Origin of the sequence: Parabacteroides massiliensis, assembly GCF_900155425.1 — a bacterium.
GTDB lineage: Bacteria > Bacteroidota > Bacteroidia > Bacteroidales > Tannerellaceae > Parabacteroides > Parabacteroides massiliensis.
Map to the genome: position 1 here is coordinate 587,858 of NZ_LT700189.1, position 26,697 is coordinate 614,554.

The following is a 26,697-nucleotide window of genomic DNA, read 5'->3' on the forward strand; positions in this document are numbered from 1 at the left end:
ATGAGCTGTTTGTAAATTAACAGAAACAAAGGTACGATTTTCTTTATTTAATTTTCCTCAGCAGGTTGGTATAAATACCGTTTGATGCTCCGTTTCGGTGTCTTTTCGAATTCTTCCTGATAAAGTTTGAAACAGGCCACTTTGCTGTAGGCAGGCATTTCGGTGTTCAGCAGGTCGATGTTCTGCTGCATCAGCCCCTCGATTTCGGAGTGTTGGATACCGGCTTTGTCCACCTGCTCCCAGTCCGGATAGATCAAGGCGACCAGTTTGCCTCCTTGCGAAATGATCAACGACTCGGCCACGTACAACATATTGTTCAGGCGGTCTTCGATCTCTTCGGGATAGATGTTCTGTCCGTTGGAACTCAGGATCATGCTCTTGCTTCGTCCGCGGATGTAGAGGAAGCCGTCTTTGTCGAGCGTCCCCAAGTCGCCTGTCCGCAGCCAGCCGTTGGGCAGCATCACCGCCTTTGTCGCTTCCGGATTTTTGTAGTAGCCTAACATCACGTTCATGCCGCGGACCAGGATTTCGCCTACTTCGTTCTCCGGATCGTCCGAGTCGATCCGGATTTCCATGCGGTCGACAACGCGGCCTACCGAACCTTGCTTGAACGTATCCCACTGTTCGTAGGAAACCAGCGGACCGCATTCCGTCATCCCGTAGCCCACCGTATAGCGGAAGTCGATGGATTTGAGGAACGTCTCTACCTCTTTGTTGATGGCGGCACCGCCGATCACGATCTCACCGAAGTTCCCGCCGAAGGAGGCTTCCAGCTTTCGGGCGATCTTCTCGCGTACCTTCTGGTCGACATACGGTACTTTGAGCAGAAGCTTGATCAACGGCTTGTCCAGTTCGGGGAAAACCTTGTTCTTGATGATCTTCTCGATGATGAGAGGAACGGCGAGGATCAGCGCCGGACGGACCGTCGCAAATGCCTCCGCAATGATTTTCGGACTTGGCGTACGTGTCAGGAAATGAACGTGGCAGCCTTTGTTGACAGAGTTCAGCACTTCGAACGCCAATCCGTACATGTGGGCCATCGGCAACATGCAGACGATGTTGTCTCCCGGATGGATGAACGGCAGGTGGTCGTAGGCGAACTGCGTGTTGCTCCACAGGCTGCGATAGGGGATCATGACTCCTTTCGAGAAACTGGTCGTGCCGGACGTATAGTTCAGGATTGCCAGTTCTTCCGGATCTTCGACATGATATTTCACGTCGTTGGCGGTGAAGGAGCGAGGGTATTTCTTACCGAAATATTCGTTGATGCGGTCGCGTACGGTGCGTACCTCCTTATTCTTGCAGTCGATGATGGAGAAGTTGTCCAACATCATGAACAGTTTGACATCCGGCATCATATCCTCGTTCATGTTCTCCCAGTTGTTGGAACCGGCCAATACGGCTTTCGCGCCCGAATGGTTGACGATATGATGGATATTGTCGGGTTTGAACTCATGCAGGATCGGTACGGCAACAGCCCCGTAAGCCAGTATGCCGAAGAAGCAGATCGCCCAGTTGGAGGAGTTGCGCCCGACGATGGCCACTTTGTCGCCTTTCTTGATACCGGCATGTTCCAGCAGGATGTGGAACTTCTCTATCCGCCGTGCGACGTCTTTGAAATGAAAGGTATGCCCATTGTAATCGGAGAAAGCGGGGAGGTCCCAATGCTCCTTCATGCTTCTCTCTATAAGGCCCAAGAAACGATTATCCATAGTGATGTAATTTTAAAAAGAACCGGAATATCCGTGAGAATGTTGCAAAGATAACAAAGAAACGATATGTTTATACGGAAACCCAAGAAGCCTCTTTCCAAAACATATATGTTTTGAATGCAAAACACCTATGCTTTGAATGCAAAACATAGGTGTTTTAAGATAGGAGGGTAGTTGCTTACCACGGAGTGATCGTCACGTTGCGGAATTGCACTTCCTTGCCTTCGCTTTGCAGTCCGATGTAACCTTCCTTCACTTTGTTCGTTCCGGTGTTCTGGTAAACGCCGTTGATGTAAACCGTGATGACACCGTCTTTTACGAAAACGTTGGCTTCGTTCCATTCACCGGCAGGCTTTTCGCTGTCTTGGTTCGCTTTTTGGATTTTCGGGAAAGCGGGGCGGGGTTGCCCTGGCTTGTTCTGGTATTCGGCCAGATCCGAACCGCCAAGCAGGACGAAATCACCTGCATTGTCAAACATCAGGTTACATTCGATACCGTTCGGGAACGGGTTTTTCGGCTCTTCGATCAGCAGGAAGATACCGCTGTTTGCCTTTTCTTTGCCGTTCGGCCAACGGTATTCCACGTGCAGTTTGTAATTCCCGTATTTTTCTTTCGTATACATATATCCGAAAGGTTGTCCCGTGATGTTGATGACTCCGTCTTTTACTGAATATACCTGTTCGGCAGGAACGGAATTCTTGTCTACAACGAAGTTCCAGCCGGAAAGGTCTTTTCCGTTGAACAGCTTGGTCGTTTTCTGTGCATTCGTGTCACTGCCGAAACACAAAAAGGCGGCAGCCACTACTGCCATCGATAACATTCTTTTTTTCATGGTCTTATAAAATTATTTATAGATGATTAATCGACAATAAGTTTACGATAACGTACGCGTTTCGGCTCCACGTCGCCCAGCTGTTTGCGCTTGTATTCTTCATACTCCGAGTAGGAACCTTCGTAGAAGACGACATTCGAATCCCCTTCGAACGAAAGGATATGCGTACAGATACGGTCGAGGAACCAACGGTCGTGAGAAACGACAACCGCACAACCGGCAAAGTTCTCCAATCCTTCTTCGAGTGCCCGAAGCGTGTTCACGTCGATATCGTTGGTCGGTTCGTCGAGCAACAACACGTTCGCTTCCGCTTTCAGCGTGAGGGCCAGATGCAGGCGGTTTCGTTCGCCTCCGGAAAGCACGCCGCAAAGTTTTTCTTGGTCGGCTCCCGCAAAATTAAATTTGGAGAGATAAGCGCGGGAGTTGATTTCCTTGCCGCCGACACGGATGAATTCCTGTCCGCCGGAAACGACTTGATAAACGGTCTTCTTCGGATCGATGTCTTTATGCGTCTGGTCTGCATAACCGACCTTTACTGTTTCGCCCACTTCAAAAGTCCCTTTATCGATGCTTTCCATGCCCATGATCATCTTGAACAGCGTGGTCTTACCTGCACCGTTCGGACCGATCACACCGACGATTCCGTTCGGAGGCAACATGAAGTTCAGGTCGTCAAACAGCAGTTTGTCGCCGAATGCTTTTGCCACATGCTGTGCCTCGATCACCTTGTTGCCCAAGCGTGGACCGTTCGGGATAAAGATTTCCAGCTTGGCTTCCCGTTCTTTCTGGTCTTCGTTCAAAAGGGCTTCGTACGAATTCAGACGGGCTTTTCCTTTTGCCTGGCGGGCTTTCGGGGCCATATTGATCCATTCCAACTCGCGTTCCAATGTCTTGCGGCGTTTGCTTGCCTGCTTTTCTTCCTGTGCCATGCGTTTGGTCTTTTGGTCCAGCCAGGATGAGTAGTTTCCTTTCCAAGGAATACCTTCTCCGCGATCCAGTTCCAGAATCCATCCGGCCACATGGTCGAGGAAGTAACGGTCGTGCGTGATGCAGATAACCGTACCTGCGTATTGCTGCAAATGCTGCTCCAGCCAGTCGATCGACTCGGCGTCCAAGTGGTTGGTCGGTTCGTCCAGCAACAGGACGTCCGGCTGCTGCAACAACAAACGGCAGAGAGCCACACGGCGGCGTTCGCCTCCCGACAGCGTGTCGACCACCTGGTCTTCAGGCGGGCAGCGCAGGGCGTCCATCGCTCTTTCCAAGCGGCTGTCAAGGTTCCAAGCATCGGTTGCATCTATCTTATCTTGCAATTCGGCCTGCCGGTTGATCAGTGCGTCCATCTTGTCCGGATCTTCGAGCACTTCGGGATCGCCGAATTTTTCGTTTACTTCTTCATATTCCTTGAGGGTGTCCACGATCTCCTGTACACCTTCCTGCACAATTTCCTTTACCGTCTTGCCCGGTTCCAGTTTCGGGTCCTGTTCCAAATATCCGACGGAATATCCGGGAGAGAAAACCACCTCGCCCTGGTATTCTTTTTCGACACCGGCAATAATTTTCAGCAATGTAGATTTACCGGAACCGTTCAAACCGATGATCCCGATCTTCGCTCCATAGAAAAAGGACAGGTAAATATTTTTCAATACTTGTTTTTGAGGCGGAAAGACTTTACTCACGCCTACCATCGAGAAAATAATTTTCTTGTCGTCTGCCATGTTTCAAATTATGTGTGTTTATATGATCTTTTTTCTTCGTGGACAAACTTACATAAATATCTTCATAGTTCATATATGTCGGAAGAAAATAGCAACATTTTTACCCTTCTCACCTCCCTTAATTTTTGATCGCTGTAGCAACCATAAGGATCCACGGCCGTCTGTTTCTCAGCCAAAGCAAGCCTTAGCCGATGTTTTTTCTGAATGAAAAACAAATAAAAAATACGCCCAATACTTGTACGATAAAAAATAATCGCATATCTTTGCACACGCATTACAAAAGTAACGCACAGGATGATTCGCTAGCTCAGCAGGTAGAGCACATCCCTTTTAAGGATGGGGTCCTGGGTTCGAACCCCAGGCGGATCACTGAAAGTTTAAGAAAAAGAAATCCTTGATAATTAAATATTATCAAGGATTTCTTTTTCTGGCAGGTAGCAGAAAATATTTAATGGTTAACTAAATCACATATCTTCTAACGATAAACAAACCATTTCAACTTGATACTTCGGTAACAACTTTTTTAAGATGTTCCACCTTTGTTGCCAGTAGTTCAGGCTTAAAATTTTCCTTTTGCCGTTTTACTTCGGCTGCCACTGCTTGGTTTTTCTCCAATTTCAGGGCAACAATATCAATTTCATTTTGATTGCCTTTAGGCTCCCACCATGAGCCAATAGCGCGATATTGAGAACTTTCTGCAAATTGCTGTTTGAAATACCTTTCCAACTGCTTTCTACTGCTTAATATTGCCACCATAATGATAAACAGAATTATTATGGTAACTTACACTCACTTCGGCAAACAACCTGATGTTCTCAAACATCTTGTTCTCTGCGATGTTCTTCAAATTGAGAAACCGCAGATATATGTAGAAACAAATTCAGCGTGTGCCATCTATACAATGACACATACCCCCGAACAAGAATATGGTATTTATCATTTCTTGAACGAAGCGAACACGGATGCTACATTGCAAAACTCTCTTTATTATCAATTGGAGAATGAAAGCATGGCAAACGGAAACTATTTAGGTTCTCCTGCATTAGCCATGAAAGTATTGAATAATGACGCTAAGGGGTGTCTATTCTTTGATTTAGAAAAAAGGCAGGCATTAAGGACTATGCGTGTTCAGAACTGATTATGAACTCCATAAAGAAAGATACAATAGTTTGTAATCCGGGCATATTGGGAAGCGGAATTTTAGCGACCAACCTATCCCAAAAATCCAATTCGATGATTCAGAATTATAGCAAAAAACGGGTTAGAATATACAAAAACGCTCGATATAAAGAGTTTGACGGAAGTTTATATAATGATACAATTCATCAATGATCGGATTGAATGATTTCTGTGAAGCTAATTCCATCAGATAAAACCAATTGTTTAGCATGAAATGTAAAAAAAGATTACTTTTGTATCCTAACGATTTGGATACATGGATGAAACGACATATAAAATCTTGATGGGGGCTTCGGCTTTCATGGTGGCGATGCTGGGAGGCATGCTGGCGGCTACGACGATACAGCAGGAAGAAGGGTTGGAGAAGCTACGGAAAGCACGGAATATCATTGTTCCTTCTTATTTTGTCTTGGCGCTTCTTAGTGCGTTGTGCTGCTTTACGGGATATGACTCCCGCATCGAGTCGGCCAGCACACTTTTGGTTGCTTCCTATCAAGCGTTGCTTTTCACGATGTCCATGATGGTTTTCATACGTCCGGCTGAGGTCCGGTGGAAAACGGTAGGCAAGCAGGCGGCAGGTATCACCGTGGTGGGGATGATCTTGTCTGGCGTTATGATGTTTACAGATTATTTTTTCTGCTTCTTTTATGTAGGCCTTGCGCTTTATGTTGCCCAATTGCTTTTTTATACCAGGAAGTTTATGCAGGCTTATCGGAAGACGGTCCAAGAGGTGGAGGATTACTATGACGATGATGAGGAAAGTCGTCTGGCGTGGATAAAAACCGGTTTCTATTCCGCATTGGCTATCGGCATCGTGGCTATCATCATCATGTTCCGTCCCGGCTTGTACATGCTGTTCGTCCCGCTATATGTGGCTTTTTATGGTTTCATGGTCATGTGGTTTATCAATTACTATCATAGAATGAAATTTGCATTTCCCGTTCTTGCGGTACCGCAAGACAGTGCAGACGCAACTTGTTGCGTCTGCACTGTCTTGCCAATTGTTCCGGAAACTGTATTAGAGGAAATAGGCCATGCAACAATAGCACCGGATACAAGAAAAGAAGCCATCGTTTCGGAAGATATGCAACCTGAGACGGATGAACCTATGGAAAGAAGAACCGAAAAACCGGATAAACCCAATTGTATTGAAACGACGCAACTGCTAAAAGAGAGGCTGCAAAGATACATAGATGAAAAAGAATATTGTCAAAAAGATGTTCCTTCCAGCATCGTAATAGAATCTTTCGGGATAAACCAGTCATTCTTCCGGCAATACATGAAAGACCATTACAAAATGGATTTCCGCCCGTGGCGCAAAGAACTTCGTTTGCGTGAAGCAGTCCGTCTGTTTGCCGAACACCCTGAATACAGTATTGACAAGGTCTGCGAAATGGTAGGCTACAATGACAGCGGCAATTTCAACCGTGATTTCAAAAAGATGACGGGAATGACGCCCAAGTGCTACTCCAATAAATCTGTTTAAGAAGAACTGTCTTTCGTTAGTTGAAAATTGTCTTCCGTTAATTATCGGTTGTTTTTCATCCGTTTTCTCCTTTTTGAGCATATAAAAATTGTTTTTCGTTCATTTGAACCAAAGACAATTGATTTTATTTGCCCTCAGTTTTTGCTATTTATACTTTTGTAAGGAACCGAAAGAAGGTTGTAAAGCTCACTGGCTGGCAGGTGCAGGAAGTGGTGGATATAACCAATCAAATGATAATTTTTAAATAGCAAATATCATGATGAAGACAAATTATCTGTTTATCGGCATGGCAGTCCTGATGATGGGCGCATGCAGCAACGATGAGAATGAACCGCAAGTGAATAACGGACGTATAGCCGTTTCCTTTGCCGGTGGAATCACGCTGACCCGCGCCACGACCGATGCGTGGGAGGCAAACGACGACATCGGCATCTATATGCTGGAACACGGGACAAAGACTGTGGCAGACGGTGCCGCCAACCGCAAGTATGTGACCACCGCCGGAGATGGGAAGTTTACGCCTGCCGGGGTAGAACAGACCATTTACTTTCCGTTGAGCGCGGATGAAAAAGTGGACTTCGTCGCTTACTACCCGCAAACCGGTCTGACAGGCGATATATATAAGGTAGACGTGAGCGACCAAAAGAACCCTGCCGGCATCGACCTGTTATGGAGCGACAACGCCGAGGGGAAGGATAATAACGCCACAACGGTCGATTTGAAGTTCTACCACCGCCTGAGCCGCGTGGAAGTGGAGTTTACTGCCGGTGAAGGCGTGGATGATGCGGAACTGGCAGGCATGAGTCTCACTCTGAGCAAACAACCGATGAAGGCAGACTTCAACGTGTTGCAGAACACGCTGTCCGTCGGACAGGATCTTGCCACCCTTACGTTGAACACAGCCGCCGATGGCAAGATTTCTTCCGCCATCATCCTGCCGCAAGAGGGTACAAGCGGGAGGATGATGGAGATAACCTTGATGGATAATACTGTATTGACATGGCCGATAGAAGCCGACCGAATCTTTGAACAGGGCAAGAATACGGTTTTCAACATTACGCTGAAACGTACACCTGTCGGTACGCACGTAGTGGTAAATGCTACCGTCCAGCCGTGGGGCACGCAAGGCATAGTGTCGGGCGATTTGGAAATATAATTTTAACAAGAAACAAAAGCTTATGAAAGTAACGAAACATCTATTTATCGCTTTCGTGCTGGCTGCACTGACACTGACGGCTTGCCACAACGATGATGAAAAACCAGGCTTCAATACCCTGCCCGAAGGCGCAGTACACATCACTGCCGACATAGAGGGAGTACAGACACGCGCGCCGCAGCTCGATGCAGATGGCGAAGGCTCGTTCGAGCCTACCGACGAATGGGGCATGTACACTTTTACGGGAGATGCCACATCTCCGGCATACAGTAACAAAAACATTACTTACAAGGCCGACAACAGCAATCCACTTTATTGGAAAGATCTCAGTGAAACGGAAGCGGTGACTTTCTCCGCCTACTACCCGCGTATCACGGAAACCATTGTCGATCCTGCGGCATACATGTATATGCCTCAAATATTGAACAATGCGGACGACCTGCTCCACGCCACTGCCACAGCAAGTAAGGGTGAGACGGTGGCACTGACATTCAAACATCTGATGCATCGGCTTGTTGTCAAACTGATTGCCGGAGAGGGCATGATCGGTGCAGATTTGTCTTCTGCCCTGATAAACTCCGCAACAAAGGATAATGCGCCTACGATGTTTTCCGGCGTGGAGGTTAATTTGCTGACCGGTGCGGTGAACTATAGTAGCGCAACGGGCGCTGTCGCGTTTTCTAACGAGGGCAGTGGCTATGCCGACTGGAAAGTGGCACCTCAAGACTTGACCGCAGGTGCGGAATGGCTTAGGATAAAGGTTGGCGATGATACGTGGTACTATAATGTACCTGCCGACCTGAATACTGCCGAACCCGGTAACCAAACTCGTCTCGAAAGCGGCAAGCGGCTCACCCTTAACCTTACGCTGAAAAAGGATCAGCAAACGGGAAAGACCGAGGTGGAACTGACCGCTTCCGAAATCTCCGGTTGGGGCGATGGTGGAACGATTACGGATGAAGTGGCGATAGGCGGTGCCGCTTCCGGTGTCACTACCTACGAAGCCCTGCTCGCTGCCCTGAAGACGGGTGGCGCTTCGGCAGACGCTCCGACGCTTGTCACGCTGGGCAGTGATATTACGATACCCGCAGGCGGCGACTACAACACTCCTTCCATGACCGACAACGGCTATTTCAAAATAGACGGTGGCGGACACACCCTGACTTGGGAGCAAGGCAGTTACTATTTTTTCGGCAATGCCAATGCCACAGCCAATGCCGTTTATATCGAATTAGCCAATATCAATTTGGTTCAGCAAGATATGTACATGGGTGCCGTGATATGTATGTATAATGGTAAGATTACGCTGAGTGGGAATGTGACATTGAACGGGGGTGGTATGATTATGGTTTATGGCAAGGAGTCGGTATTGGAATTAGGTGACGGCTGCGAATTGTCTTATGCGACAGGTAGTTCGCTCTGTGCATCCATCGTGAATGGCGCCACCCTCGTGCTGAACGGAGGAACGACCGCCGCCGGAGCTTACATAGAGCTAACCTGTAATCTTGCCTCGCTCGTTTCCTATCCCCTTATCTCCGTTCCGAAAGCCCTTACGGGTGATGTGCACCTCTATCTCGGTCTGCCCGGTGTAACCCCCATCGCCCAAGGAATCGGTGGTTACCAACTGACGCAGACGGACTGCGATTGGCTGAAAGTGAATCCGGAGTCGGTGGTCAGCCTTTATGGAGAACAAACGAGGAAATATGGTGATAAGTTTGAACTTTATCTCGCTTCGAAGGATAGTCAAATCAAGTTGCGCAGAAAAAATCTTCCACCCGGTATCTCCGGTAATATCAATATGACCGGCATGACTGCCGAGGAGGCAAAGGCTGCCATTGAGAATGCTCTTGATGCGGAGTTCACCGAACTCAAGTTGACGGGCGAACTTTCCAAGATAGGAATGGGCGGTAATTGGGGTACATTTGCCAATAACCCCCGAATCACGAAATGCGACCTCAGCGGAGTGACGGGTTGGGGGACACCGGCAACTTTGCCCGAGCGCACTTTCCTGAATTGCACCGCCTTGCAGGGAGTGCTGCTTCCCAATGACGTGCAGGTAATCGGAGTGAATGCCTTTTACGGCTGTGCTTCGCTGACTGCGGTGAATCTTTTGCAGGTTACCCGGATTGAACAAGGAGCATTTCGGGGTTGCACTTCACTGGAGGCGCTCACACTGGATAATGTGGCTGCGATAGGCTTGGAGGCTTTCTTTGGATGCACGTCTCTACAGACACTTGAACTGCCGAAGTGCACGAAATTCGCCAATTATATCGTAACTGGTTGCAGCAGCCTTACTCGGATAGAGGTTACTGCAGTCGGAAATATCGTCCACATAGAAGAAGATGATAGAGATATAGAGCATTACGCTGTTTTTCACAATAGAACCCCCGTTCATTCCGGAGAGAACGCATTCAATCCCGCTAAGTGTGACCTTGTGCTGAATGTGGACAAACATCCCGATACCGGCGCGGCTCTCCCCAAAGCCACAGCCAACGGTGAATGGACGATTGGGGCCGATGCGCATTTCATGAAATGGAAAAGCATTACTTTTCGGCAGTAGTCCATGTGCCGACTTTCGCCTCCGATCGGGAGAAGAACTCTTCCGATACGGTGGATGATGAACTTACCGGAGATAGTAGCGAGGGTGGCGAGAATGAGAATCCGTTAGAATAAAAATAATAAAAAATATGAATATGAAGAATAAGATATCAAACATTCCGGTGTTCGTTTCCACTATCGGATTAGCGTGCCTTCTCCTGTTGGCAGGTTGCTCGCAGGACGATGTGCAAACTCCGGACGATGGCACGAAAGATGGCAATATCATCCGCTTTACCTCCACCATCATCGACTTCACGAACAGCGATGCCGCCAATGACCCCGAAACACGTGCCATCATCAATCCGGACGGAACGGGCAATTTCACCGGTGGCGACCAAATAAGGCTTTGGACTTACATGGTCGACTTTCCCGACTTCATTATCAGTGATATGAGCGAAAAGTACACCCTGACCAATAATGGCAACACGTGGGATGGTTTCACCCCAACTTGGGACGAGTTGGGAGAGGCGACAGCCGAACGGCGGCGTTTTTTCTTCGCCCATTATCCCCAACAGGCATGGGGCAGTTCCGATAATGAGTTTAAGTTCAGCGTTGCAACTGATCAAAGCACCATCGAAGCCTATGAAGCCTCCGACTTGCTGGAAGCCCAATCAAGATACTCGGAAAAGCCGCAGGACGGCACCGTAAATCTCTCTTTTTATCACGCGATGGCAAGAATCACGGTGAAGCTCGTGGGAGGAAACGGGGTATCTGCGGATGAGGTAAACCGGGCCACAATCATCCTTAAATCCATGCCTGTCCGTTGTGCAAAACAGTATTCCGGGGATACAGAGACAGACGTAACGTTACGCGATGATATTATCCCGAGAAAATCGGACAGCTCCGGTACAAACACGTTCTATGCCCTTGTTCCCCCGCATTCGGTGGGAAATGGATTGGAAATTGAAATCACCGTTTCCGGCAAGGTGGTAAGCTATAAAACGATGGAATTGAAACATCTTGCCAGCGGTAATGAATACCTCATCACCCTTACGCTGACTAATAGCGGGGGAGGTGTAAGTGCCGACAGCGGTAGCGGTGATAACTACTCCCCCGGAGGAGGCATCGACTATTGAAAATAAATAAAGCATTCCATAGATATGAGAAAAATAAATATATTACTATTAGCAGGGGTTGTCATGTCGCTTGGGTCATGCAGCAAAGATGAAACGATCACCGGACAACCCGAAGGGAAAAGCGGTGCGCCGCAACTGGCAGCGACTGTGGAACAGCTTCCGGTCACCCGGTCGGGCGTAATAGAGAACAACGGCAACTATGCAGACGGTGAAAAATTCTATTGGAGCAACGGAGATGCTACCACCGTTCTTTTCCGAAATCCAAGTATGACGGAAGCAACCCAGTACAAAAAAGCAGAATATGTGGCAAGCGTTGCAGGAGGTGTACAAAGCAATAACTGTACATTTCAGGCCACTCAGCCGGAAAGCCTCGATAATGGCACATACACGGCATACGGTCTTTATCCGACCTCGGCTTGGGAAGTCAGAGCCGACTACTACTCTTTCCTTGAAACAAATATCCCCACCTATCAAACACAGACACAGGCGAATTCTACACACTTGGGAGCCTATATGCTGATGAAAGCCCAAAGCGATGTAACAGTAGACGGCAGTACTCCTATAAAGCTCACCTACAACCATCTTGCTTCGGTAGTGCGCTTTGTCGTTTGGAATAATTCGGGCAACAATAATTTGAGACTGGAAAATATAATTGTAAAACTGAGTTCCGGCAAAGCGGTGTTCGCAACCAAAGCTAAATTGACTGATGTCGATGCTACTTCGTTGTCGGTTTCCGACTATATGAATGTGCCGGTTTTGACCTTACGGCTGACCGGCGATGCCCGGAATTTCTCGACCCAAGATGGGAAAAAACGGTGCGAAGGCTATATGGTTGTGTTGCCCACCGCTACAGATGCGTTTGAAGATTCTGATGATTTAATGTTTGAACTATCTTTCTCTGAAGGAAACAATAACTATCTTGTTACTAAAACGTACCCAATCGGGACTTCCCTCCAGTTCCTTTCAAACGGAATAGAACAGGGCAAGAGTTATTATTTCCAATTGAAAGTGGAATCGGGTGATCTTAATGCAATAACTGGTACCTCCTATGCTGTTGGCGATTATTGGCCCGATAATACCAGTCCCGTAGGTATCGTATTCTGGGTGAAGCCGGGTAGTTTGGGTACTCAGGGTAAAGTAGTGGGACTGGGAGAGACTTATGTCACTAAATGGGGTGTAGATAATGATGAACAAGCAGCGGGAGTAGCTGGTATCCGCAGCGTTACGGACGGAGCGACAGCTACCAAGAGTATGATTGCTAAATACAAGAGCAGTGGCACATTCTCGGCAGATTACCCCGCCTTTCACTACATTTATAATACGATGAACAGTGGTAACGAAAACGGAGTTTGGTATTTGCCTGCCCGTGATGAGTTGAAAATGCTTTATGCCGGATATAGCGGCAAGGTGTACGAGGAGATTACTGATTGGATAACAAGTAAAATGCCGGGTTATGATTCGGAAAACTGCAAAATGGCTCGTGCCGCATTCAATTCCAGTCTTACAGCAAAAGGCGGAATGGCTTTTGGCAGTAGCGGCAATTCTGCCAATTGGTACTATTTGTCTTCATCGGAAGTAGTATCAACAAGATCTTACAGTTTTAATCTTGAAGATGGGCAGTATAGTATGGATGAGAAAAACATAGATGTCAATATCCGCTGGATAAGAGACTTTTAGCATCATAGTCAGGAACAGACAAAATCCAATATACCCTTTCATATAGAAATCACCGTGGGTGGTCAAACGGTTACCTATCCCACCCCTGAAGGGCTGACTGAGTTGGAAGGCGGAAAGGAACAGGTGGATTTGTTAGGCAATCTCATCCATAGTCAAATGCCTTATATGGGGGTTCTGTACGTTAGGTCAGATGTTTGTCGCCAGCTTTTTCCAGATTCCACCTCACAATGGACACCCTTGCTATTGGCTAAACGATTCCCGCTATTAGGGCTCGTTAGGAACTTACATCTATTAGAATAAGCTCATGCCGAGCATACCTAAGTAATCCTACTCCGCCAATTACCTGTTAGATTTGCCGAAGTGGAATTATTTATAGGATTCCGTTGTCTTTGCAAGAAGAATCCTTTTCTTGTTATCCCAAGCAATCTATTACGACTCCGCAGACACGGCTCTTTCATTTAAAGTAGAAGTAACGATATATTGCCCCTTACCCGATTCATTGCGAATCGGGTATTTCTTTTATTTTTCGTATGTCAGATAGTTATACTTTTATCAAAATCTATTTTTTTGTCATTTTTGGCGAAGAAAACGTAAAAGTCTGGTAAAGCCCATTGATACCTTCCTCATGAGTTCCGCCATCCCCTTTCTCTTGTCATCCCTCTTTTTACGGAGTCCTTTCCATATAAAGAACAGCGAGTGTACAATTCTTTGTATGGTATCAAGGTTTCTGGTGGCTCTTGCCGACTTGCGTTTTATCCTGTCTTGCAGCAGATTGCAATCCAGTGTCCAGTGCATGCTTTCTATCGACCAGTGATTGCGCACCAACGAACCCAACGCCGGAGTATCTGTTGGCAGACTGCTCACATACAGTCTCTTTTCAGCGGTCTGTGCGCCAGACGACTTCTTTACCGTGTCGGATTCATATTCTATAACCGTCATGTTTCCTCCCCATTTTTCCTTGTCGGCTATGATGTCAAGACCGTCAAAGATACGATAGGTTCTGGTTTCGATTCTGCCGTGGCCGAGTACCGGTCCCTCCGTGTAGGAATACACAGGAGCCTGTCCTTTGAGTCTGTCTTCCACGCCATAACGCAGGGATGGCTGGTTCGCTTTTAGCTCTATAAGGAAATCACCCCCGTTCTCTCTGATTCTGTCAATGATGCACTTTTGCATGGACATGGCATCGGCTGTGACTATTTTTCCTGATATGTTGATTTTGTCGATAAGCCGCGGTATGGCTTTAATCTCATTGCTTTTCTCCCGGCAGGCTTCGGTTGCCAATGTGATGCTGGTATTGTATGAATACGCCGACACGATATCGGGATTGCGCCCGTTGTCCAACACGGTGCCACGCTCGGCTTTGCCATCCACGCAGATTATTTCCTTATCTCCTTCCTTCGGTGGAACAACTCCGCAAACTCCTGCATCCTGTCTGCAAGTGCCAGTTCATCGATACCGTGTTCCACGCGGCAGAGGGTCGCCTCGGACGGCACACCGTTCTTCAGCATGCCCAATTGGCGGAATTTCTTAATGCATAATTCGGAGTATCCCCACCCAGTATTTCCTCCTCAATTAGCATCTTTTGAATTGTAACTCATAGCATTCAAAATCGCCAAATTGCACCATATTCACCCAATTTAGGAGTAAATTTGGGTAAAAATGAAAGAAAACAGTTTCAAAAATCAGTTATTTCGGAGCATATACACCCATCCGGATGAGTGTTTCGACCCTATTTCGGAGCATTGCCACCCACCTGGTACCCCTGATTGCATTTCGGAGCATTGCCACCCAGTCAAACACTACTTCCCTATACCTTTGTGCCCTAAATTTAACAGGTAACAAATTAATGCACAAAACGATGGCTGGTAAAATAACAGAAATGAGTAAACTTAAGCAAATTCTTCAATTACATGAAAGTGGAGTTTCTAACCGTTCAATCGCTTCACAACTGGGAATCTACAAAGAAACGGTCAACAAGTATATACGCAATTTAAAACCTTGTCAGTGGGTGTTAAAGAGCTATTGGAGAAAGACGAACCGGAATTGGAACGAATCTTTAACGGTGGCGCCCCGGCCTATACGGACAAGCGCTTCGATGATTTTTCCAAGCGCTTACCCTATCTGGAAAAGGAACTTGGACGTAAACATGTGACCCGGATACAGCTTTGGGAAGAATATATTGCCGAATATCCTGCCGGCTATGGTTTCACCCAGTTTTGCTTCCACCTGAACCAACACAGAATCGCCCAACAGCCTTCTACGGTGTTAGTGAACAGTTATGTTGCCGGTGAAAAGTGCTATGTCGATTTTGCCGACGATACGATGCAGTACGTTGATATGGATACCGGAGAAGTCATCAAGGTACAGACCTTTGTAGGCTGCCTTCCCTATACGGACTATGCGTTTGCCATCTGTGTCCCTTCACAGAAAAGCGAGGACTTTATTTATGCCATCACCCGTATGTTTACCTTTTTCGAGGGTGTCACTAAAATAGTTGTACCGGATAACCTGAAGTCCGCCGTAGTTAAAAGCGACCGCTACGAGCCTGAAATAAACCGTTTGATGGAACACCTGGGCAATCACTACGGTTTTGTAACCCTGCCGACAAGGCCGGGCAAACCAAAAGATAAATCCCTGGTTGAGAATCAGGTCAGGCTGATATACCAACGGGTATACGTTCCTTTGCGTAAGCGGGTTTTCTTCTCTTTAGAGGAACTGAACAAGGCCGTCCTGGAACAAGTCAGGCTACACAACCGCAAACGGATGCAGCAGCGTCCATACAGCCGGGAGGAACACTTCATCAGTGATGAGAAGAAGACGCTCAAACCCTTACCCGGTACCCCTTTCGAAGTGCAGTATGACACAGAACTGACTGTCAGTGCCAACTGCTGTATCTACCTGGGCAGGGACAAACATTACTACTCTGTCCCTTATCAACATATCGGGCAGAAGGTAAAGGTAATCTATACCCGCACGTTGGTCAAGGTGTACCTTAAAGGCGAGCGCATAGCTACCCACCCGCGTATAGAGAGTTTTGGCTACAGCATGAAGGAGGAACACCTGGCTTCACACTCGAATGCATACACAAAGCGTTCCATGGCATACTACAATCAAAAAGCGGGTGAGAAGTCCGCAGTGCTGAAAGAGTTCTTCGAGTTGATGTTCGCTTCACAAAACGTGCCGCCGGAGTTCTTTTATAAACGCTGTGACGGCCTGTTGCGCCTGCAAAGGATAACTCGCTGAAGTTATCAGGAATGGCGCGTTTATGGGCTTCACTCGGTGAAACCAAACGCCTGGACAAACTCACGCTTGTTGATGGATTAATGTTGCTTTTACAAGCGGAGAAAGACACCCGTACCACCAATCGGAACGCCCGCCTTATAAAAGAGGCGGACTTCCGCTACGGTGCTACTCTGGAACAACTCGAAGCCGGCAGCCATCGGGGAATAGACCCTAACATGCTGGCTCTGTTAGGCACGGGAAGCTATGTGGACAAAGGCGAATCCGTCCTGATCACCGGTGCCGCAGGAGTAGGCAAAAGCTATCTGGCTACAGCGTTGGGAAACAAAGCCTGTAATCAGGGATACAAGGTCAACTATTTCAATATGCAGAAACTTTTGGGCAAGCTCAGGTTGGCACGGGTGGATGGAACCATTATCAAGCTGATTACCAAAATATCCAAGGTGGACTTGCTTATCATCGATGATTTTGGCACGAAGGCGCTGTAGGGACAGCAACAGAATGACTTCATGGAGATCATAGAGGACAGGCATGGAAGAAAGGCCACTATCATTGCCAGTCAATTACCCGTCAGCAAGTGGTATGATGTCATCGGAAATGAAGTCATTGCTGATGCGATCCTGGACAGAATTGTACACTCTTCGCATCGTTTTGACTTAAAAGGTGAGAGTTTAAGAAAGAAATTATAAATTTGTAACCCAATGCCATTTTATAGGAAACAAACTGGGTGGATATGACCGAAATGCCTGGGTGGGTATCACCGAAATATGCAATTTTTACATACGATAAAATCAAACTATAAAAAAGTCCGATAGCTTTGCTTTAGCTTATCGGACTTTTTCAGTATGCTCGGTATGGGTATTATCTAACGGGTGCAAGTCTTGAGTGAGCCCTAATAGCGGGAATCACATAGTCAATGGAAGGGTGTCCATCGTGAGTCGGAATCTGAAAGAAGCCGGCGGCAAACATCTGGTCTGACGGACAGAAACTTCATATAAGGCATTTGACCGTGGGTAAGGTTACTGAACAAGCCAAAGCCCTATAGCTGGGCGATTCTGTGTTGGTTCAGGTGAAAGCAAAACTGGGTGAAGCCATAGCCGGCAGGATATTCGGCAATATATTCTTTCCAAAGCTGCATCCGGGTCACATGTTACGTCCAAGTCCCTTTTCCAGATAGGGTAACCGCTTGGAGAAATCGTCAAAGCACTTCTCCGTATAGGGCAGGGCGCCACCGTTAAAGATTCGTTCCAATTCCGGTTCGTCTTTCTCTAATAGTTCTTTAACACTCACTGACAAGATTTCATTTGGAATATACTCATAGGATATTCTTTTTTTGAGTGAATTTACTTAGAAAGTCAAATGAAAATTGAGATACGGAATGATTTATCACTTATCTTTGTCGCATGACTACCAATAAAATAACCCCCGAAGAATTATGGGCAAGACAGCAGATCAGCCCGCTGGATGTGGACTATGATTTGTGGAATGAGCGCAGGGCATCCATACAGACATTCTCACAAATGAGCCAGAGTTGCATCTTTATGGTAGATGTTTTCAAAGAACGGTACGATTTTGCATCCGATAATTTTGCGACTATCTTCGGATATAACCCTACATGGATAAAGACGATTCGGAAGCAGGGAGATTTATTGGAGGAACGGATTCATCCGGACGACCGGGTACAACTCATCGAGTACCAGATTGAACACGGGCAGTTCATCTATTCACTTCCACAGGAACAAAGAAATGATTATCAGCAGATATTCCAAATTCGTATGCTGAATGCCCGGCAGGAATATGTGAATGTAACCAGTCGTCACCAAGTGGTTCAAAAGGACAAGAGTGGGAAGGCATGGATGATTATGGGAGTGATGGATATTGCGCCTGACCAAACTCCTATGGAGCGAATCAAGCGGATGGTTATTAATCGTAAGACGGGTGAAATACTTGCATCGGCAGTTGTTCCGGCAGACCAGCAATTAACCAAACGGGAAAAGGAAATACTCTTATTAATCCGACAGGGCTTTTTGAGCAAGGAAATTGCATATAAACTGAACCTTAGTATTTACACGGTGAACAATCACCGCAAGAATATATTGGCAAAACTGAATGTCGATAATGTGATCGAAGCCATCAACTGGGCAGAAAGTTTCGGTATTCTCTATTGATTACGGCAACCAATCCAAGCTGTTTGTCAGTGGATTGGTTTTTCTCCATTGTTCCAGTTCTTCGTAACTGCAGACTCCACCCTCGAAGACAGCATGATAGATTTCTATGCCGGGAATCTGCACACCGTCCGGCACATCGAATTTAATTTGAAGGATGGTTTGCTTGATTTCTGGAGTAAGGTGGTTTGCGATAGCTGCGGTTACTTTCTCTACCACACCGTCATATTTTGAGCCTCTGCGGATGTGAATCATGTCGAACTTCCATGTATTCCTGTCCTCGTCTTCGTAGAGAACGTGCCATTCAATGCATTCTTCTTCCGTCTGAATCAGATTCTTATAGTGGATTTCCTTTAAAGAGAGCCGTTCGGCAAGTTCCTGCATTACAGAAAAGCTGGCTGCAATATCCAGTGTATCGGTATAAATATGCAGGTCTATATCCCTATTCTTTGCCAACAGTCCGGTTTTGAGTGAGCCTACCGGATAGACGGTTGCTCCTATACGTTCCCATGCCGGGATAATACCGGTATGTTCCAGTATTTTCCAAGCGGTTTGCTGATTATGTAGGGCAAGTTCAAGAATATCCATGTCGTTCATTTTGAGCGTACAAAGATATAAAACTTATGGATATGTAGCTATAAATAGCCATTTACTATCTTGCTCGATTACAGTAATTTTGCGCATCGTTTTGTTTTGGCTCTATTTTCATCCTTTAGCAATAAATCACGATGGTATTCAATCAAACAGAGAAGCAGGAAAGAAGCTATTTGCAGCAAATAATCAATCGTCTGAAACAGATAATTGGCCATACCGATGTGTCCGTGAAAGATCATGTAGATACATTGGCGGAGTATAAAGACTACCTTTGGAATAATAAAGATATTGATCCGCATGAGATACGCTCCATGCGTGAAAGCATACTGAATCATTTTGCCATAGGCGAAAGTGTAATCGACAAACGCCGACGGCTTACTAAAATAGTGGATATTCCTTACTTCGGACGAATCGACTTTCAAGAGAAGAACGGGAGCCATCCGATAATCCCTGTTTATATCGGCATCCACACCTTTTACGACACCGAAAGCCGGACAACCGTGCTTTACGATTGGCGGGCGCCTATTTCGAGTATGTTCTACGACCATGAACTGGGCGAAGCATCTTATCAATCCCCATCGGGAGAGATAAAAGGGAATATTTCCCTGAAACGCCAATACCGAATCCGGGCTGGAAAGATGGAATTCATGATCGAAAGTGCGCTGACCGTTCACGATGATATTCTGCAAAAGGAGCTTAGTGCTAATGCGGATGATAAGATGAAGAATATTGTTGCCACCATCCAGCGAGAACAAAACCGAATTATCCGTAATGAGGAAGCCCGAACGCTCATCATTCAGGGTGTGGCGGGTTCGGGCAAAACTTCTATTGCCCTGCACCGTATCGCCTACTTGTTGTATGCTTTTCAGGGCAGCATCTCTTCAAAAGATATATTGATCGTTTCTCCGAACAAGGTGTTTGCCGATTACATTTCTAACGTCCTGCCCGAACTGGGCGAAGAAACCGTACCGGAATCCAGCATGGAACAGATACTTTCCGAAGTACTGAATCACAAATACAAATACCTTGGCTTTTTCGAGCAAGTGGATGAATTGCTGACAAAACCAACACCGAATTTTATCGAGCGAATCGAATATAAATCCTCTTTTGACTTCATCGCCAGTCTGGATCGCTTCATTCTACATATCGAAAATCACTACTTTAGGGCAGAAGATGTGAAGCTAACCAAGCATATCATCGTCCCGGCTGAATTTATCAAAGAGCAATTCCACCGTTTCAACCGCTACCCCATGCGCCAGCGGTTCGAGGCTATGACGGATTATATTCTCGATATGATGAAAGTACAGTACGCTTTCACTGTGACGACTGCCGAACGGAATTTCCTGAAAAAAGAAATCAAGAGAATGTTTGCCGGAAACAATGACTTGCAGGTCTATAAAGATTTCTTCGCATGGACGGGTAAACCGGAACTGTTTAAAATGCGGAAGAACCGCACGCTTGAATATGCCGACTTAGCACCGTTGGCGTATCTGCATATCGCTTTGGAAGGTGGTACAAAGAACAGTGTCAAACATTTGCTGGTAGATGAGATGCAAGATTATTCTCCCATCCAATATAAGGTAATGCAAAAGCTATTCCCTTGCCGGAAAACGGTATTGGGCGATGTCAGCCAGTCGGTCAATCCTTACGGTTCGTCTACTGCGGATATGATTCAGAAAGCTCTTGCCGCAGGCGAAGTGATGAAGCTATGCAAAAGTTACCGCTCTACTTGCGAGATCACAGATTTTGCACAGAAAATACGGACAAACATCGAGCTTGAACCGGTCGCACGACACGGAGAGAAACCACGAGTACTACAATTTACGAATGAGAAAGAAGAACTATCTTCCATCAAAGAATTAATTGCCACCTATCAGGCATCCGCCTATAAATCACTGGGGATTGTCTGCAAAACCGAATTGCAAGCCCGTGAGATGGCAGATAAATTGCAAATTCCTGATATTCATTTCCTATCGAACCAAAGTTCAGCTTTTGTTCAGGGTATTGTTATCACCTCTGCCCACATGGCAAAAGGTTTGGAATTTGATGAAGTGATTATCCCACAGGCAGACGATAGAAATTATCATTCGGAAATCGACCGGAGTATGCTATATGTGGCGGTCACGAGGGCAATGCACCGTTTAACACTGACCTATAACGGAACAAAACACACGCCATTCATCTAATCCATGTTTGTGAGACCTCCTCGGACTTTACATCTTATACCCACTTCATTTACTCCAATCATTCCGAATAACTATAGAATTTTGATTTGTTGGCAATCTCATCCATAGTCAAATGCCTTATATGGGGTTTCTGTACGTTAGGTCAGATGTTTGCCGCCAGCTTTTTTCAGATTCCACCTCACAACGGACACCCTTGCTATTGGCTAAACGATTCCCGCTATTAGGGCTCGTTAGGAACTTACATCTATTAGAATAAGCTCATGCCGAGCATACCTAAGTAATCCCACTCCGCCAATTACCTGTTAGAATTGCCGAAGTGGAATTATTTATGGAATTCCGTAGTCTTTGCAAGAAGAATCCTTTTCTTGTTATCCCAAGCAATCTATTACGACTCCGCAGAAAAAGAAAAATACATTCATAAGAAGAATCCAAAGGTTTTTCCTAATTTTGCAATCATGAATATAAGTTGGTTTGAAATAAAGCCTTATGAAAATGAGCTGCCTACTAACTATGCAGATAGAATAGGCAGATTATATACTGATACAGTCACTGCTACCTTTAAGAAAAGTAACGGTCAGTTTTTCACACCGGTATCTATCGCCTATTTTATGGGTAAACAAATAAATACGGATAAGGATTCTGTCTCCGTATTAGATCCGGGATGTGGAACTGCCATATTATCATGTGCCGTGATTGAGAATCTGGTTTTGCAATCAAAGGTAAAACGGATAGAATTGGTTACATACGAAACCGATGAGAACCTTATACCGGGATTACAAAAAGTTCTGGAATATATAACAATATGGGGGATGCGCCATAATGTCCGGATTGATTGCCGTTCATATTGTGAGGACTTTATTTTATCCAATTATTCAGTATTATATTCTGATACAATTTATGAAAGGGCTGAGAATTTGCAGAAATATGATTTGATCATATCCAATCCTCCCTATTTCAAGCTTTCCAAAGAAGACAAACGGGTGAAAGCTGCCCAATGCATTATAGACGGACAGCCCAATATATACTCTATATTTATGGCTATATCAGCTTTATTGCTTGCGGAACAAGGTCAGATGATTTATATAACCCCAAGAAGTTTTACTTCGGGAAGATATTTCCGTTTGTTCCGAAATTTCCTGTTTAAGCATGTACAGATAAATTTTGTCCACCTTTTCAATACCCGGAAAGATACGTTTTCCAAAGATAATGTGCTTCAGGAAACAATTATAATGAAATGTTCCCCTAAAAAAAAAGCAGATTATAATGTCGTTTTATCATACAGTGAGGGGCTTTCCGACTTGGCTACCCCTGCAATCAAAGAAGTACAGCGGAAAGAAATCATTGACATTACCTCAAAAGAATTGATATTGCATTTGCCGGTCAGCCTTGAAGACGAGAAAATTATCAGGCTGTTCAAATCATGGGATGGCAACCTGAACAAATATCATATCCAGATTTCCACCGGCCCGGTTGTGGCTTTTCGCTCAAAGGAACAGTTATGCGAAACCTCCGGAGAAGGGACCGCTGCACTATATTGGTTGCATAACGTAGTAAAGATGCTGGCTGATCATCCTGTCGTAAAGGAAGGAAAACCCCAATTCATCCGTATAAATGAAATGTCTGTATCCACCTTGTTACCCAACAAGAACTATGTCCTGCTACGGCGTTTCAGTTCCAAAGACGATAATAGCCGGTTAATTGCCGCACCTTATTTTGGGAACATGACTTCCTGCGCATATGTAGGAATCGAAAACAAACTGAACTATATCTATCGTCCAAAAGGACACTTGAACCGTATGGAGGTAATGGGGATAGCCGCCTTATTGAATAGCGATTTGTTCGATAATTATTTCAGAACATTCAATGGAAATGTAAATGTTAGTGCTACGGAACTGAGGGAGATGCCCATGCCTCCCCTTGAAGTCATTGAGCGTATCGGAAAAGACCTGATTGCCATGAATGATTATTCTATGGCAAACGTAAATAAGATTGTAAACAAATATTTTATGTGATATGAGTAAAATAAGTGATGCACAAGATATATTGTCTGTGTTGGGCTTGCCTCCGGCACAGCAGAATGAAATATCCGCTTTGACTTTACTTGCATTATGCGGATTAAAAGAGAAAGACAGCTGGGCGGATGCCACTCGCAAGAGCTTAAAAATAAGCAAGGATATTATGGCATTTGTCAATGAAAACTATAAAAAAGAGCAGCCGTATGCCCCAAATACACGGGAAACTTTCAGACGGCAGGTGCTTCATCAGTTCTTGCAGGCACGTATTGTAGATTATAACCCGGATAATCCGGCTTTACCGGTGAACAGTCCAAACGCCCATTACAAACTGACAGAAGAAGCCTATGAAACAATAAAATCATACAATACCCAAGAATGGGAAATAAGAGCCCAAAACTTTAATGATGCAGTAGGACGATTGATTGAAGAGTATGAGAAAGGCCGTGAGAAGGAAATGATACCGGTTACTATTGAAGGTATGGAGTTTAAACTGTCTCTGGGCAAGCATAATGAAGTACAAGCGGCAGTCATTAATGAATTTGCACCCCGTTTTGCGGCAGGCGCAAAAGTCCTTTATATTGGTGATACAGCCAATAAAGACCTTTATTGTAACAAGGAGCTTTTAAAAGAAATTGGCATTCCAATCACAGAACACAGTAAACTGCCGGATATTGTCATTTATGACAGTAATAAAGAGTGGCTATTCTTAATAGAAGTGGTTACTTCGCATGGGCCGGTATCTCCCAAACGTGTAATCGAGCTGGAAGATTTCACGAAAGAATGCAAAGCAGGGAAAGTATATGTTACCGCTTTTCCTGAGAGAGCCGAGTTCAAGAAACATGTGGCTGATATTGCATGGGAAACCGAAGTTTGGATAGCGGAAAATCCAGATCATATGATTCATTTTAATGGAGATAGATTTATAGGGCCGAGATAAAAAATAGAAACTGAATATATGGAATATTTTTTTTACACATAGCTGAAAACGATCTTAATCGTGATTTTATTGCCGCTCTTCGTAACTACGCAGAAGAACAAATATATCTGCCGTGAAATACTCTATGCTTTGGAAGCTTACTCTCCGAAAATGATAGAGAAAAGCTATCGAATGAATAAAACAGGCGTTTGGGAAGCACCCGAAACGGAATAAAAAACATTAAATTCAACAACTCTGAACATCGAAGAATAACCGTGCTTTACGATTGCGGGCGCCCATTTCGAGTATGTTCACATCCCTGAACTGGGCGAAGAAACCGTACCCCGAAACCTGCATAGAGCAGATATTTTCCGAAGTGCTGAATTACAAATACAAATACCTTAGTTTTTTCGAGCAAGCGAATGTTTGTCGGAAACAATGACTTGCAAGTTATGAGGGGTATTTCTTCTATAATATTGATATTCTTTGAGTGACGAAGTCAGGACTTCATGTCCAAAGTAATGTATATCATTTTCTACAATATCCCCTCTCGTTTCTATTCCGAATGAAAAAACGGATGCTTTCAGATTGACTTTTATATGCCGGAACGGTACTTTTCGTGACATACATACAAACAGTCTGCCTGGGTTATGAAAACAGCCTGCCGTTTGTCAATCTTTTTACCGGAGTTTCTGACATTTCTGCAAAGCCTAACTTCTGTAGAATCGGATATTCGGAGAAACAAGGAGGAGAGTAGGGGAATATGGGAAAGTATTTGAGGGTATTTTCAAGGATTCCGGCATTCCGTTTCCGTAACGACCGTCTTCACTGCCATGACGACCGTCTTCGTTGCCGTGAGCTGCCGGGTTCACCTTATATGAAAACGGTCGTCATGGCAATGAAGACGGTCGTCAGGAGAAAAAACCGCGCACCTCACGGGAAAGAGCCTTCCCAAGACCTTATTTGGGATCCGCAAAAATTGTTTGAGGATCCGTTCGCGGAGGGAATTAAGGCCGTTTTCAAGGTGTTTTTTACAATAAGGGGGGGCTACCTGCGTCAATTGCTTGTCATACGCTTGATTTGCTCAGGTTACAGTTGTTTCTCCAACCGTGCAATTCGTTTTTCGGTTGACGGATGCGTACTCATTATGTATTCGGTAAAAGTCGGACGTTCACCGTAAACTTCTTCCATCCTTTTCAACCGGCGGAGGAAAGAAAGCAATCCTTCGCCGCAGCCATATTCCACAGCATAGGTATCACAACGGTATTCGGTATATTTATTGATATTCACGTCTGCTATCCGGCTGATACCGTAGATAATCCGATGAAGCAGTTTATAAACAATCCACCATAATTTCGCTATAAGTTCACCCACAAAGCTCAAAGCCGGAACTAATGCAAACACCATACTGCCAATTATACTGAATATTAAGGCTGGAAGAAGAAATATACCATAAAGGCAGCGGTAACCGAACGATTCCATTGAGAATAAAAGTACCCGATAGACGAAGTCGTAATGGGAGATATGTCCCACTTCATGACAGATGACACCCTTCAGTTCCTCATCCGAAGCAAAGGCAAGTATTCCGCCCGTCAATCCTATCGTGTTGAAACCGAATGCGGTAGCATTTATCCGTGTGTCATTGTTTCGATAAAGTTTCAGTTTCCGATTCATCCCCATTTCCGAAAGCAACCGTTCCAGCCTCATGCGATCGGAATTGTTCAGAGGACGATATCCCTCTTTTCTACGTAGCATCCATACGTTAACCGGAGAAATGGAATAAAGGATGAATAACAGCAAAAGATAGTACGGCAACGTCATGACTAAATGTGGAATCACTCCCTTGTCAAACACCCCCGGTATGTATGCCGGCCATATATGACGCAAGATTGAAAGTAGTAATGCGTAAAACACCGTAATAAAGACAAAATTCACTATTGTGACATAGGCCAACAGCAACAACTTGCAAAGGATACGGAATATTCTGAGTGTTGTTTTCATGCGTATATGATTGAATTATTTGACTTCCGGCTAAATATAGAAACAAATTTTGTACAATCCGGAATAATTACTTATTCATTTGTTTTTATTAAGCAAATTATGATCAACAGCAGAAAAGAGGATTTTCGATGAGAAGATAGCTCATAAGG

At 45.3% G+C, this 26,697-nt stretch carries 20 protein-coding genes, 1 tRNA gene and 6 pseudogenes; 17 read left to right on the forward strand and 10 right to left on the reverse strand.

The genetic code is table 11. The annotated features are described in order from the left end of the window. Positions 1-47 precede the first annotated feature (47 nt). The 3 genes from BQ9893_RS02525 to ettA form a co-directional block, all read right to left on the reverse strand. Positions 48-1,712 carry an AMP-binding protein gene (locus tag BQ9893_RS02525; protein ID WP_075964596.1) on the reverse strand — a complete coding sequence of 555 codons (1,665 nt, stop codon included), beginning with the start codon at positions 1,710-1,712 and terminating at the stop codon, positions 48-50. A 178-nt stretch (positions 1,713-1,890) separates the two neighbouring features. Further along, positions 1,891-2,544, reverse strand: coding sequence for a 3-keto-disaccharide hydrolase (locus BQ9893_RS02530; RefSeq protein ID WP_075964597.1), 654 nt, complete (start codon positions 2,542-2,544; stop codon positions 1,891-1,893). 26 nt (positions 2,545-2,570) lie between these two features. Beyond that, a complete protein-coding gene (gene ettA / locus BQ9893_RS02535) occupies positions 2,571-4,259 on the reverse strand; it encodes an energy-dependent translational throttle protein EttA (RefSeq protein ID WP_075964598.1) in 1,689 nt (562 codons plus the stop codon). Positions 4,260-4,555: 296 nt separating this feature from the next. Between ettA and BQ9893_RS02545 the strand changes: the two genes are divergently transcribed. Next, positions 4,556-4,628 (forward strand) — tRNA-Lys (locus BQ9893_RS02545). A gap of 95 nt (positions 4,629-4,723) precedes the next feature. Here BQ9893_RS02545 and BQ9893_RS02550 read toward each other — a convergent pair. Further along, positions 4,724-4,997, reverse strand: a pseudogene (locus BQ9893_RS02550) (DUF234 domain-containing protein); the annotation flags it as partial. A gap of 37 nt (positions 4,998-5,034) precedes the next feature. Here BQ9893_RS02550 and BQ9893_RS02555 point away from each other — a divergent pair. Continuing rightward, positions 5,035-5,591: pseudogene (locus BQ9893_RS02555) on the forward strand (hypothetical protein). Between the two features lie 87 nt (positions 5,592-5,678). On the opposite strand, the gene BQ9893_RS22485 reads toward BQ9893_RS02555, so the two are convergent. After that, positions 5,679-5,828: a hypothetical protein gene (locus tag BQ9893_RS22485; RefSeq protein WP_374046554.1), complete on the reverse strand. Its 150-nt coding sequence runs from the start codon at positions 5,826-5,828 to the stop codon at positions 5,679-5,681. Between the two features lie 718 nt (positions 5,829-6,546). Between BQ9893_RS22485 and BQ9893_RS22490 the strand changes: the two genes are divergently transcribed. The 6 genes from BQ9893_RS22490 (at position 6,547) to BQ9893_RS02580 (ending at position 13,431) form a co-directional block, all read left to right on the forward strand. Further along, positions 6,547-6,924 (forward strand): helix-turn-helix domain-containing protein, encoded by a 378-nt coding sequence (locus BQ9893_RS22490; protein WP_394333223.1) that lies wholly within the window; start codon positions 6,547-6,549, stop codon positions 6,922-6,924. Between the two features lie 256 nt (positions 6,925-7,180). Then, positions 7,181-8,080, forward strand: a complete 900-nt coding sequence (locus BQ9893_RS02565) for a fimbrillin family protein (RefSeq protein ID WP_075964601.1) — start codon at positions 7,181-7,183, stop codon at positions 8,078-8,080. Between the two features lie 22 nt (positions 8,081-8,102). Then, positions 8,103-10,640 (forward strand): fimbrillin family protein, encoded by a 2,538-nt coding sequence (locus BQ9893_RS02570; protein ID WP_075964602.1) that lies wholly within the window; start codon positions 8,103-8,105, stop codon positions 10,638-10,640. Continuing rightward, positions 10,613-10,753 (forward strand): hypothetical protein, encoded by a 141-nt coding sequence (locus tag BQ9893_RS21570; protein ID WP_167369830.1) that lies wholly within the window; start codon positions 10,613-10,615, stop codon positions 10,751-10,753. Before BQ9893_RS02570 ends, BQ9893_RS21570 begins: the two co-directional genes overlap by 28 nt. Before the next feature lie 20 nt (positions 10,754-10,773). Continuing rightward, a complete protein-coding gene (locus BQ9893_RS02575; protein ID WP_167369831.1) occupies positions 10,774-11,754 on the forward strand; it encodes a fimbrillin family protein in 981 nt (326 codons plus the stop codon). 24 nt (positions 11,755-11,778) lie between these two features. Further along, on the forward strand, positions 11,779-13,431 hold the full coding sequence (locus BQ9893_RS02580; protein ID WP_081415353.1) for a fimbrillin family protein: 1,653 nt from the start codon (positions 11,779-11,781) through the stop codon (positions 13,429-13,431). Positions 13,432-14,001: 570 nt separating this feature from the next. On the opposite strand, the gene BQ9893_RS02590 is transcribed toward BQ9893_RS02580, so the two are convergent. Then, entirely contained in the window at positions 14,002-14,802 is an 801-nt protein-coding gene (locus BQ9893_RS02590) for an ISAs1 family transposase (protein WP_244155036.1), read from the reverse strand. 5 nt (positions 14,803-14,807) lie between these two features. Further along, positions 14,808-14,939: a hypothetical protein gene (locus tag BQ9893_RS22320; protein ID WP_262497367.1), complete on the reverse strand. Its 132-nt coding sequence runs from the start codon at positions 14,937-14,939 to the stop codon at positions 14,808-14,810. Between the two features lie 371 nt (positions 14,940-15,310). On the opposite strand from BQ9893_RS22320, the pseudogene BQ9893_RS22495 reads away from it, so the two are divergent. The 3 genes and pseudogenes from BQ9893_RS22495 to istB form a co-directional block, all read left to right on the forward strand. After that, positions 15,311-15,412: pseudogene (locus BQ9893_RS22495) on the forward strand (LuxR C-terminal-related transcriptional regulator); the annotation flags it as partial. A 23-nt stretch (positions 15,413-15,435) separates the two neighbouring features. Further along, positions 15,436-16,674, forward strand: a complete 1,239-nt coding sequence (gene istA, locus BQ9893_RS02600; protein WP_244155037.1) for an IS21 family transposase — start codon at positions 15,436-15,438, stop codon at positions 16,672-16,674. An 11-nt stretch (positions 16,675-16,685) separates the two neighbouring features. Then, positions 16,686-17,360 (forward strand): annotated as a pseudogene (gene istB, locus BQ9893_RS02605) (IS21-like element helper ATPase IstB). 454 nt (positions 17,361-17,814) lie between these two features. Here istB and BQ9893_RS21580 read toward each other — a convergent pair. Next, positions 17,815-17,961 carry a hypothetical protein gene (locus tag BQ9893_RS21580; RefSeq protein ID WP_167369834.1) on the reverse strand — a complete coding sequence of 49 codons (147 nt, stop codon included), beginning with the start codon at positions 17,959-17,961 and terminating at the stop codon, positions 17,815-17,817. Between the two features lie 113 nt (positions 17,962-18,074). On the opposite strand from BQ9893_RS21580, the gene BQ9893_RS02610 reads away from it, so the two are divergent. Next, the gene (locus BQ9893_RS02610) at positions 18,075-18,839 is read left to right on the forward strand and encodes a LuxR C-terminal-related transcriptional regulator (protein ID WP_075964608.1); all 765 of its coding nucleotides are present in this window, start codon (positions 18,075-18,077) and stop codon (positions 18,837-18,839) included. Here BQ9893_RS02610 and BQ9893_RS02615 read toward each other — a convergent pair whose 3' ends face one another. After that, on the reverse strand, positions 18,840-19,424 hold the full coding sequence (locus tag BQ9893_RS02615) for a nucleotidyltransferase domain-containing protein (RefSeq protein ID WP_075964609.1): 585 nt from the start codon (positions 19,422-19,424) through the stop codon (positions 18,840-18,842). Between the two features lie 140 nt (positions 19,425-19,564). Here BQ9893_RS02615 and BQ9893_RS02620 point away from each other — a divergent pair, with 140 nt between their 5' ends. The 5 genes and pseudogenes from BQ9893_RS02620 to BQ9893_RS22600 form a co-directional block, all read left to right on the forward strand. Beyond that, positions 19,565-21,616 carry a HelD family protein gene (locus BQ9893_RS02620; RefSeq protein WP_075964610.1) on the forward strand — a complete coding sequence of 684 codons (2,052 nt, stop codon included), beginning with the start codon at positions 19,565-19,567 and terminating at the stop codon, positions 21,614-21,616. A 608-nt stretch (positions 21,617-22,224) separates the two neighbouring features. After that, positions 22,225-23,628, forward strand: a complete 1,404-nt coding sequence (locus BQ9893_RS02625) for an Eco57I restriction-modification methylase domain-containing protein (RefSeq protein WP_244155038.1) — start codon at positions 22,225-22,227, stop codon at positions 23,626-23,628. 1 nt (position 23,629) lies between these two features. Further along, positions 23,630-24,568 (forward strand): BsuBI/PstI family type II restriction endonuclease, encoded by a 939-nt coding sequence (locus tag BQ9893_RS02630; RefSeq protein ID WP_075964611.1) that lies wholly within the window; start codon positions 23,630-23,632, stop codon positions 24,566-24,568. Between the two features lie 108 nt (positions 24,569-24,676). After that, positions 24,677-24,781 (forward strand): annotated as a pseudogene (locus BQ9893_RS21310) (glutamine amidotransferase); the annotation flags it as partial. Between the two features lie 81 nt (positions 24,782-24,862). Then, a pseudogene (locus BQ9893_RS22600) lies at positions 24,863-24,971 on the forward strand (UvrD-helicase domain-containing protein); the annotation flags it as partial. Positions 24,972-25,636: 665 nt separating this feature from the next. Here the strand turns inward: BQ9893_RS22600 and BQ9893_RS02635 are convergent. Continuing rightward, on the reverse strand, positions 25,637-26,548 hold the full coding sequence (locus BQ9893_RS02635) for a M48 family metalloprotease (protein WP_075964612.1): 912 nt from the start codon (positions 26,546-26,548) through the stop codon (positions 25,637-25,639). Between the last annotated feature and the right edge of the window lie 149 nt (positions 26,549-26,697).

Coding starts and splice junctions, on each gene's coding strand:
- BQ9893_RS22320 (WP_262497367.1), bottom strand. CDS start 14,939: ATGCTGAAGAACGGTGTGCCGTCCGAGGCGACCCTCTGCCGCGTGGAA.
- BQ9893_RS22490 (WP_394333223.1), top strand. CDS start 6,547: ATGGAAAGAAGAACCGAAAAACCGGATAAACCCAATTGTATTGAAACG.
- BQ9893_RS22485 (WP_374046554.1), bottom strand. CDS start 5,828: ATGATATTCCGTGCTTTCCGTAGCTTCTCCAACCCTTCTTCCTGCTGT.
- BQ9893_RS02530 (WP_075964597.1), bottom strand. CDS start 2,544: ATGAAAAAAAGAATGTTATCGATGGCAGTAGTGGCTGCCGCCTTTTTG.
- BQ9893_RS02625 (WP_244155038.1), top strand. CDS start 22,225: ATGGGTAAACAAATAAATACGGATAAGGATTCTGTCTCCGTATTAGAT.
- BQ9893_RS02565 (WP_075964601.1), top strand. CDS start 7,181: ATGATGAAGACAAATTATCTGTTTATCGGCATGGCAGTCCTGATGATG.
- BQ9893_RS02610 (WP_075964608.1), top strand. CDS start 18,075: ATGACTACCAATAAAATAACCCCCGAAGAATTATGGGCAAGACAGCAG.
- BQ9893_RS02525 (WP_075964596.1), bottom strand. CDS start 1,712: ATGGATAATCGTTTCTTGGGCCTTATAGAGAGAAGCATGAAGGAGCAT.
- ettA (WP_075964598.1), bottom strand. CDS start 4,259: ATGGCAGACGACAAGAAAATTATTTTCTCGATGGTAGGCGTGAGTAAA.
- BQ9893_RS21570 (WP_167369830.1), top strand. CDS start 10,613: ATGGAAAAGCATTACTTTTCGGCAGTAGTCCATGTGCCGACTTTCGCC.
- BQ9893_RS02635 (WP_075964612.1), bottom strand. CDS start 26,548: ATGAAAACAACACTCAGAATATTCCGTATCCTTTGCAAGTTGTTGCTG.
- BQ9893_RS02615 (WP_075964609.1), bottom strand. CDS start 19,424: ATGGATATTCTTGAACTTGCCCTACATAATCAGCAAACCGCTTGGAAA.
- BQ9893_RS02620 (WP_075964610.1), top strand. CDS start 19,565: ATGGTATTCAATCAAACAGAGAAGCAGGAAAGAAGCTATTTGCAGCAA.
- BQ9893_RS02580 (WP_081415353.1), top strand. CDS start 11,779: ATGAGAAAAATAAATATATTACTATTAGCAGGGGTTGTCATGTCGCTT.
- BQ9893_RS02575 (WP_167369831.1), top strand. CDS start 10,774: ATGAAGAATAAGATATCAAACATTCCGGTGTTCGTTTCCACTATCGGA.
- BQ9893_RS02570 (WP_075964602.1), top strand. CDS start 8,103: ATGAAAGTAACGAAACATCTATTTATCGCTTTCGTGCTGGCTGCACTG.
- BQ9893_RS02630 (WP_075964611.1), top strand. CDS start 23,630: ATGAGTAAAATAAGTGATGCACAAGATATATTGTCTGTGTTGGGCTTG.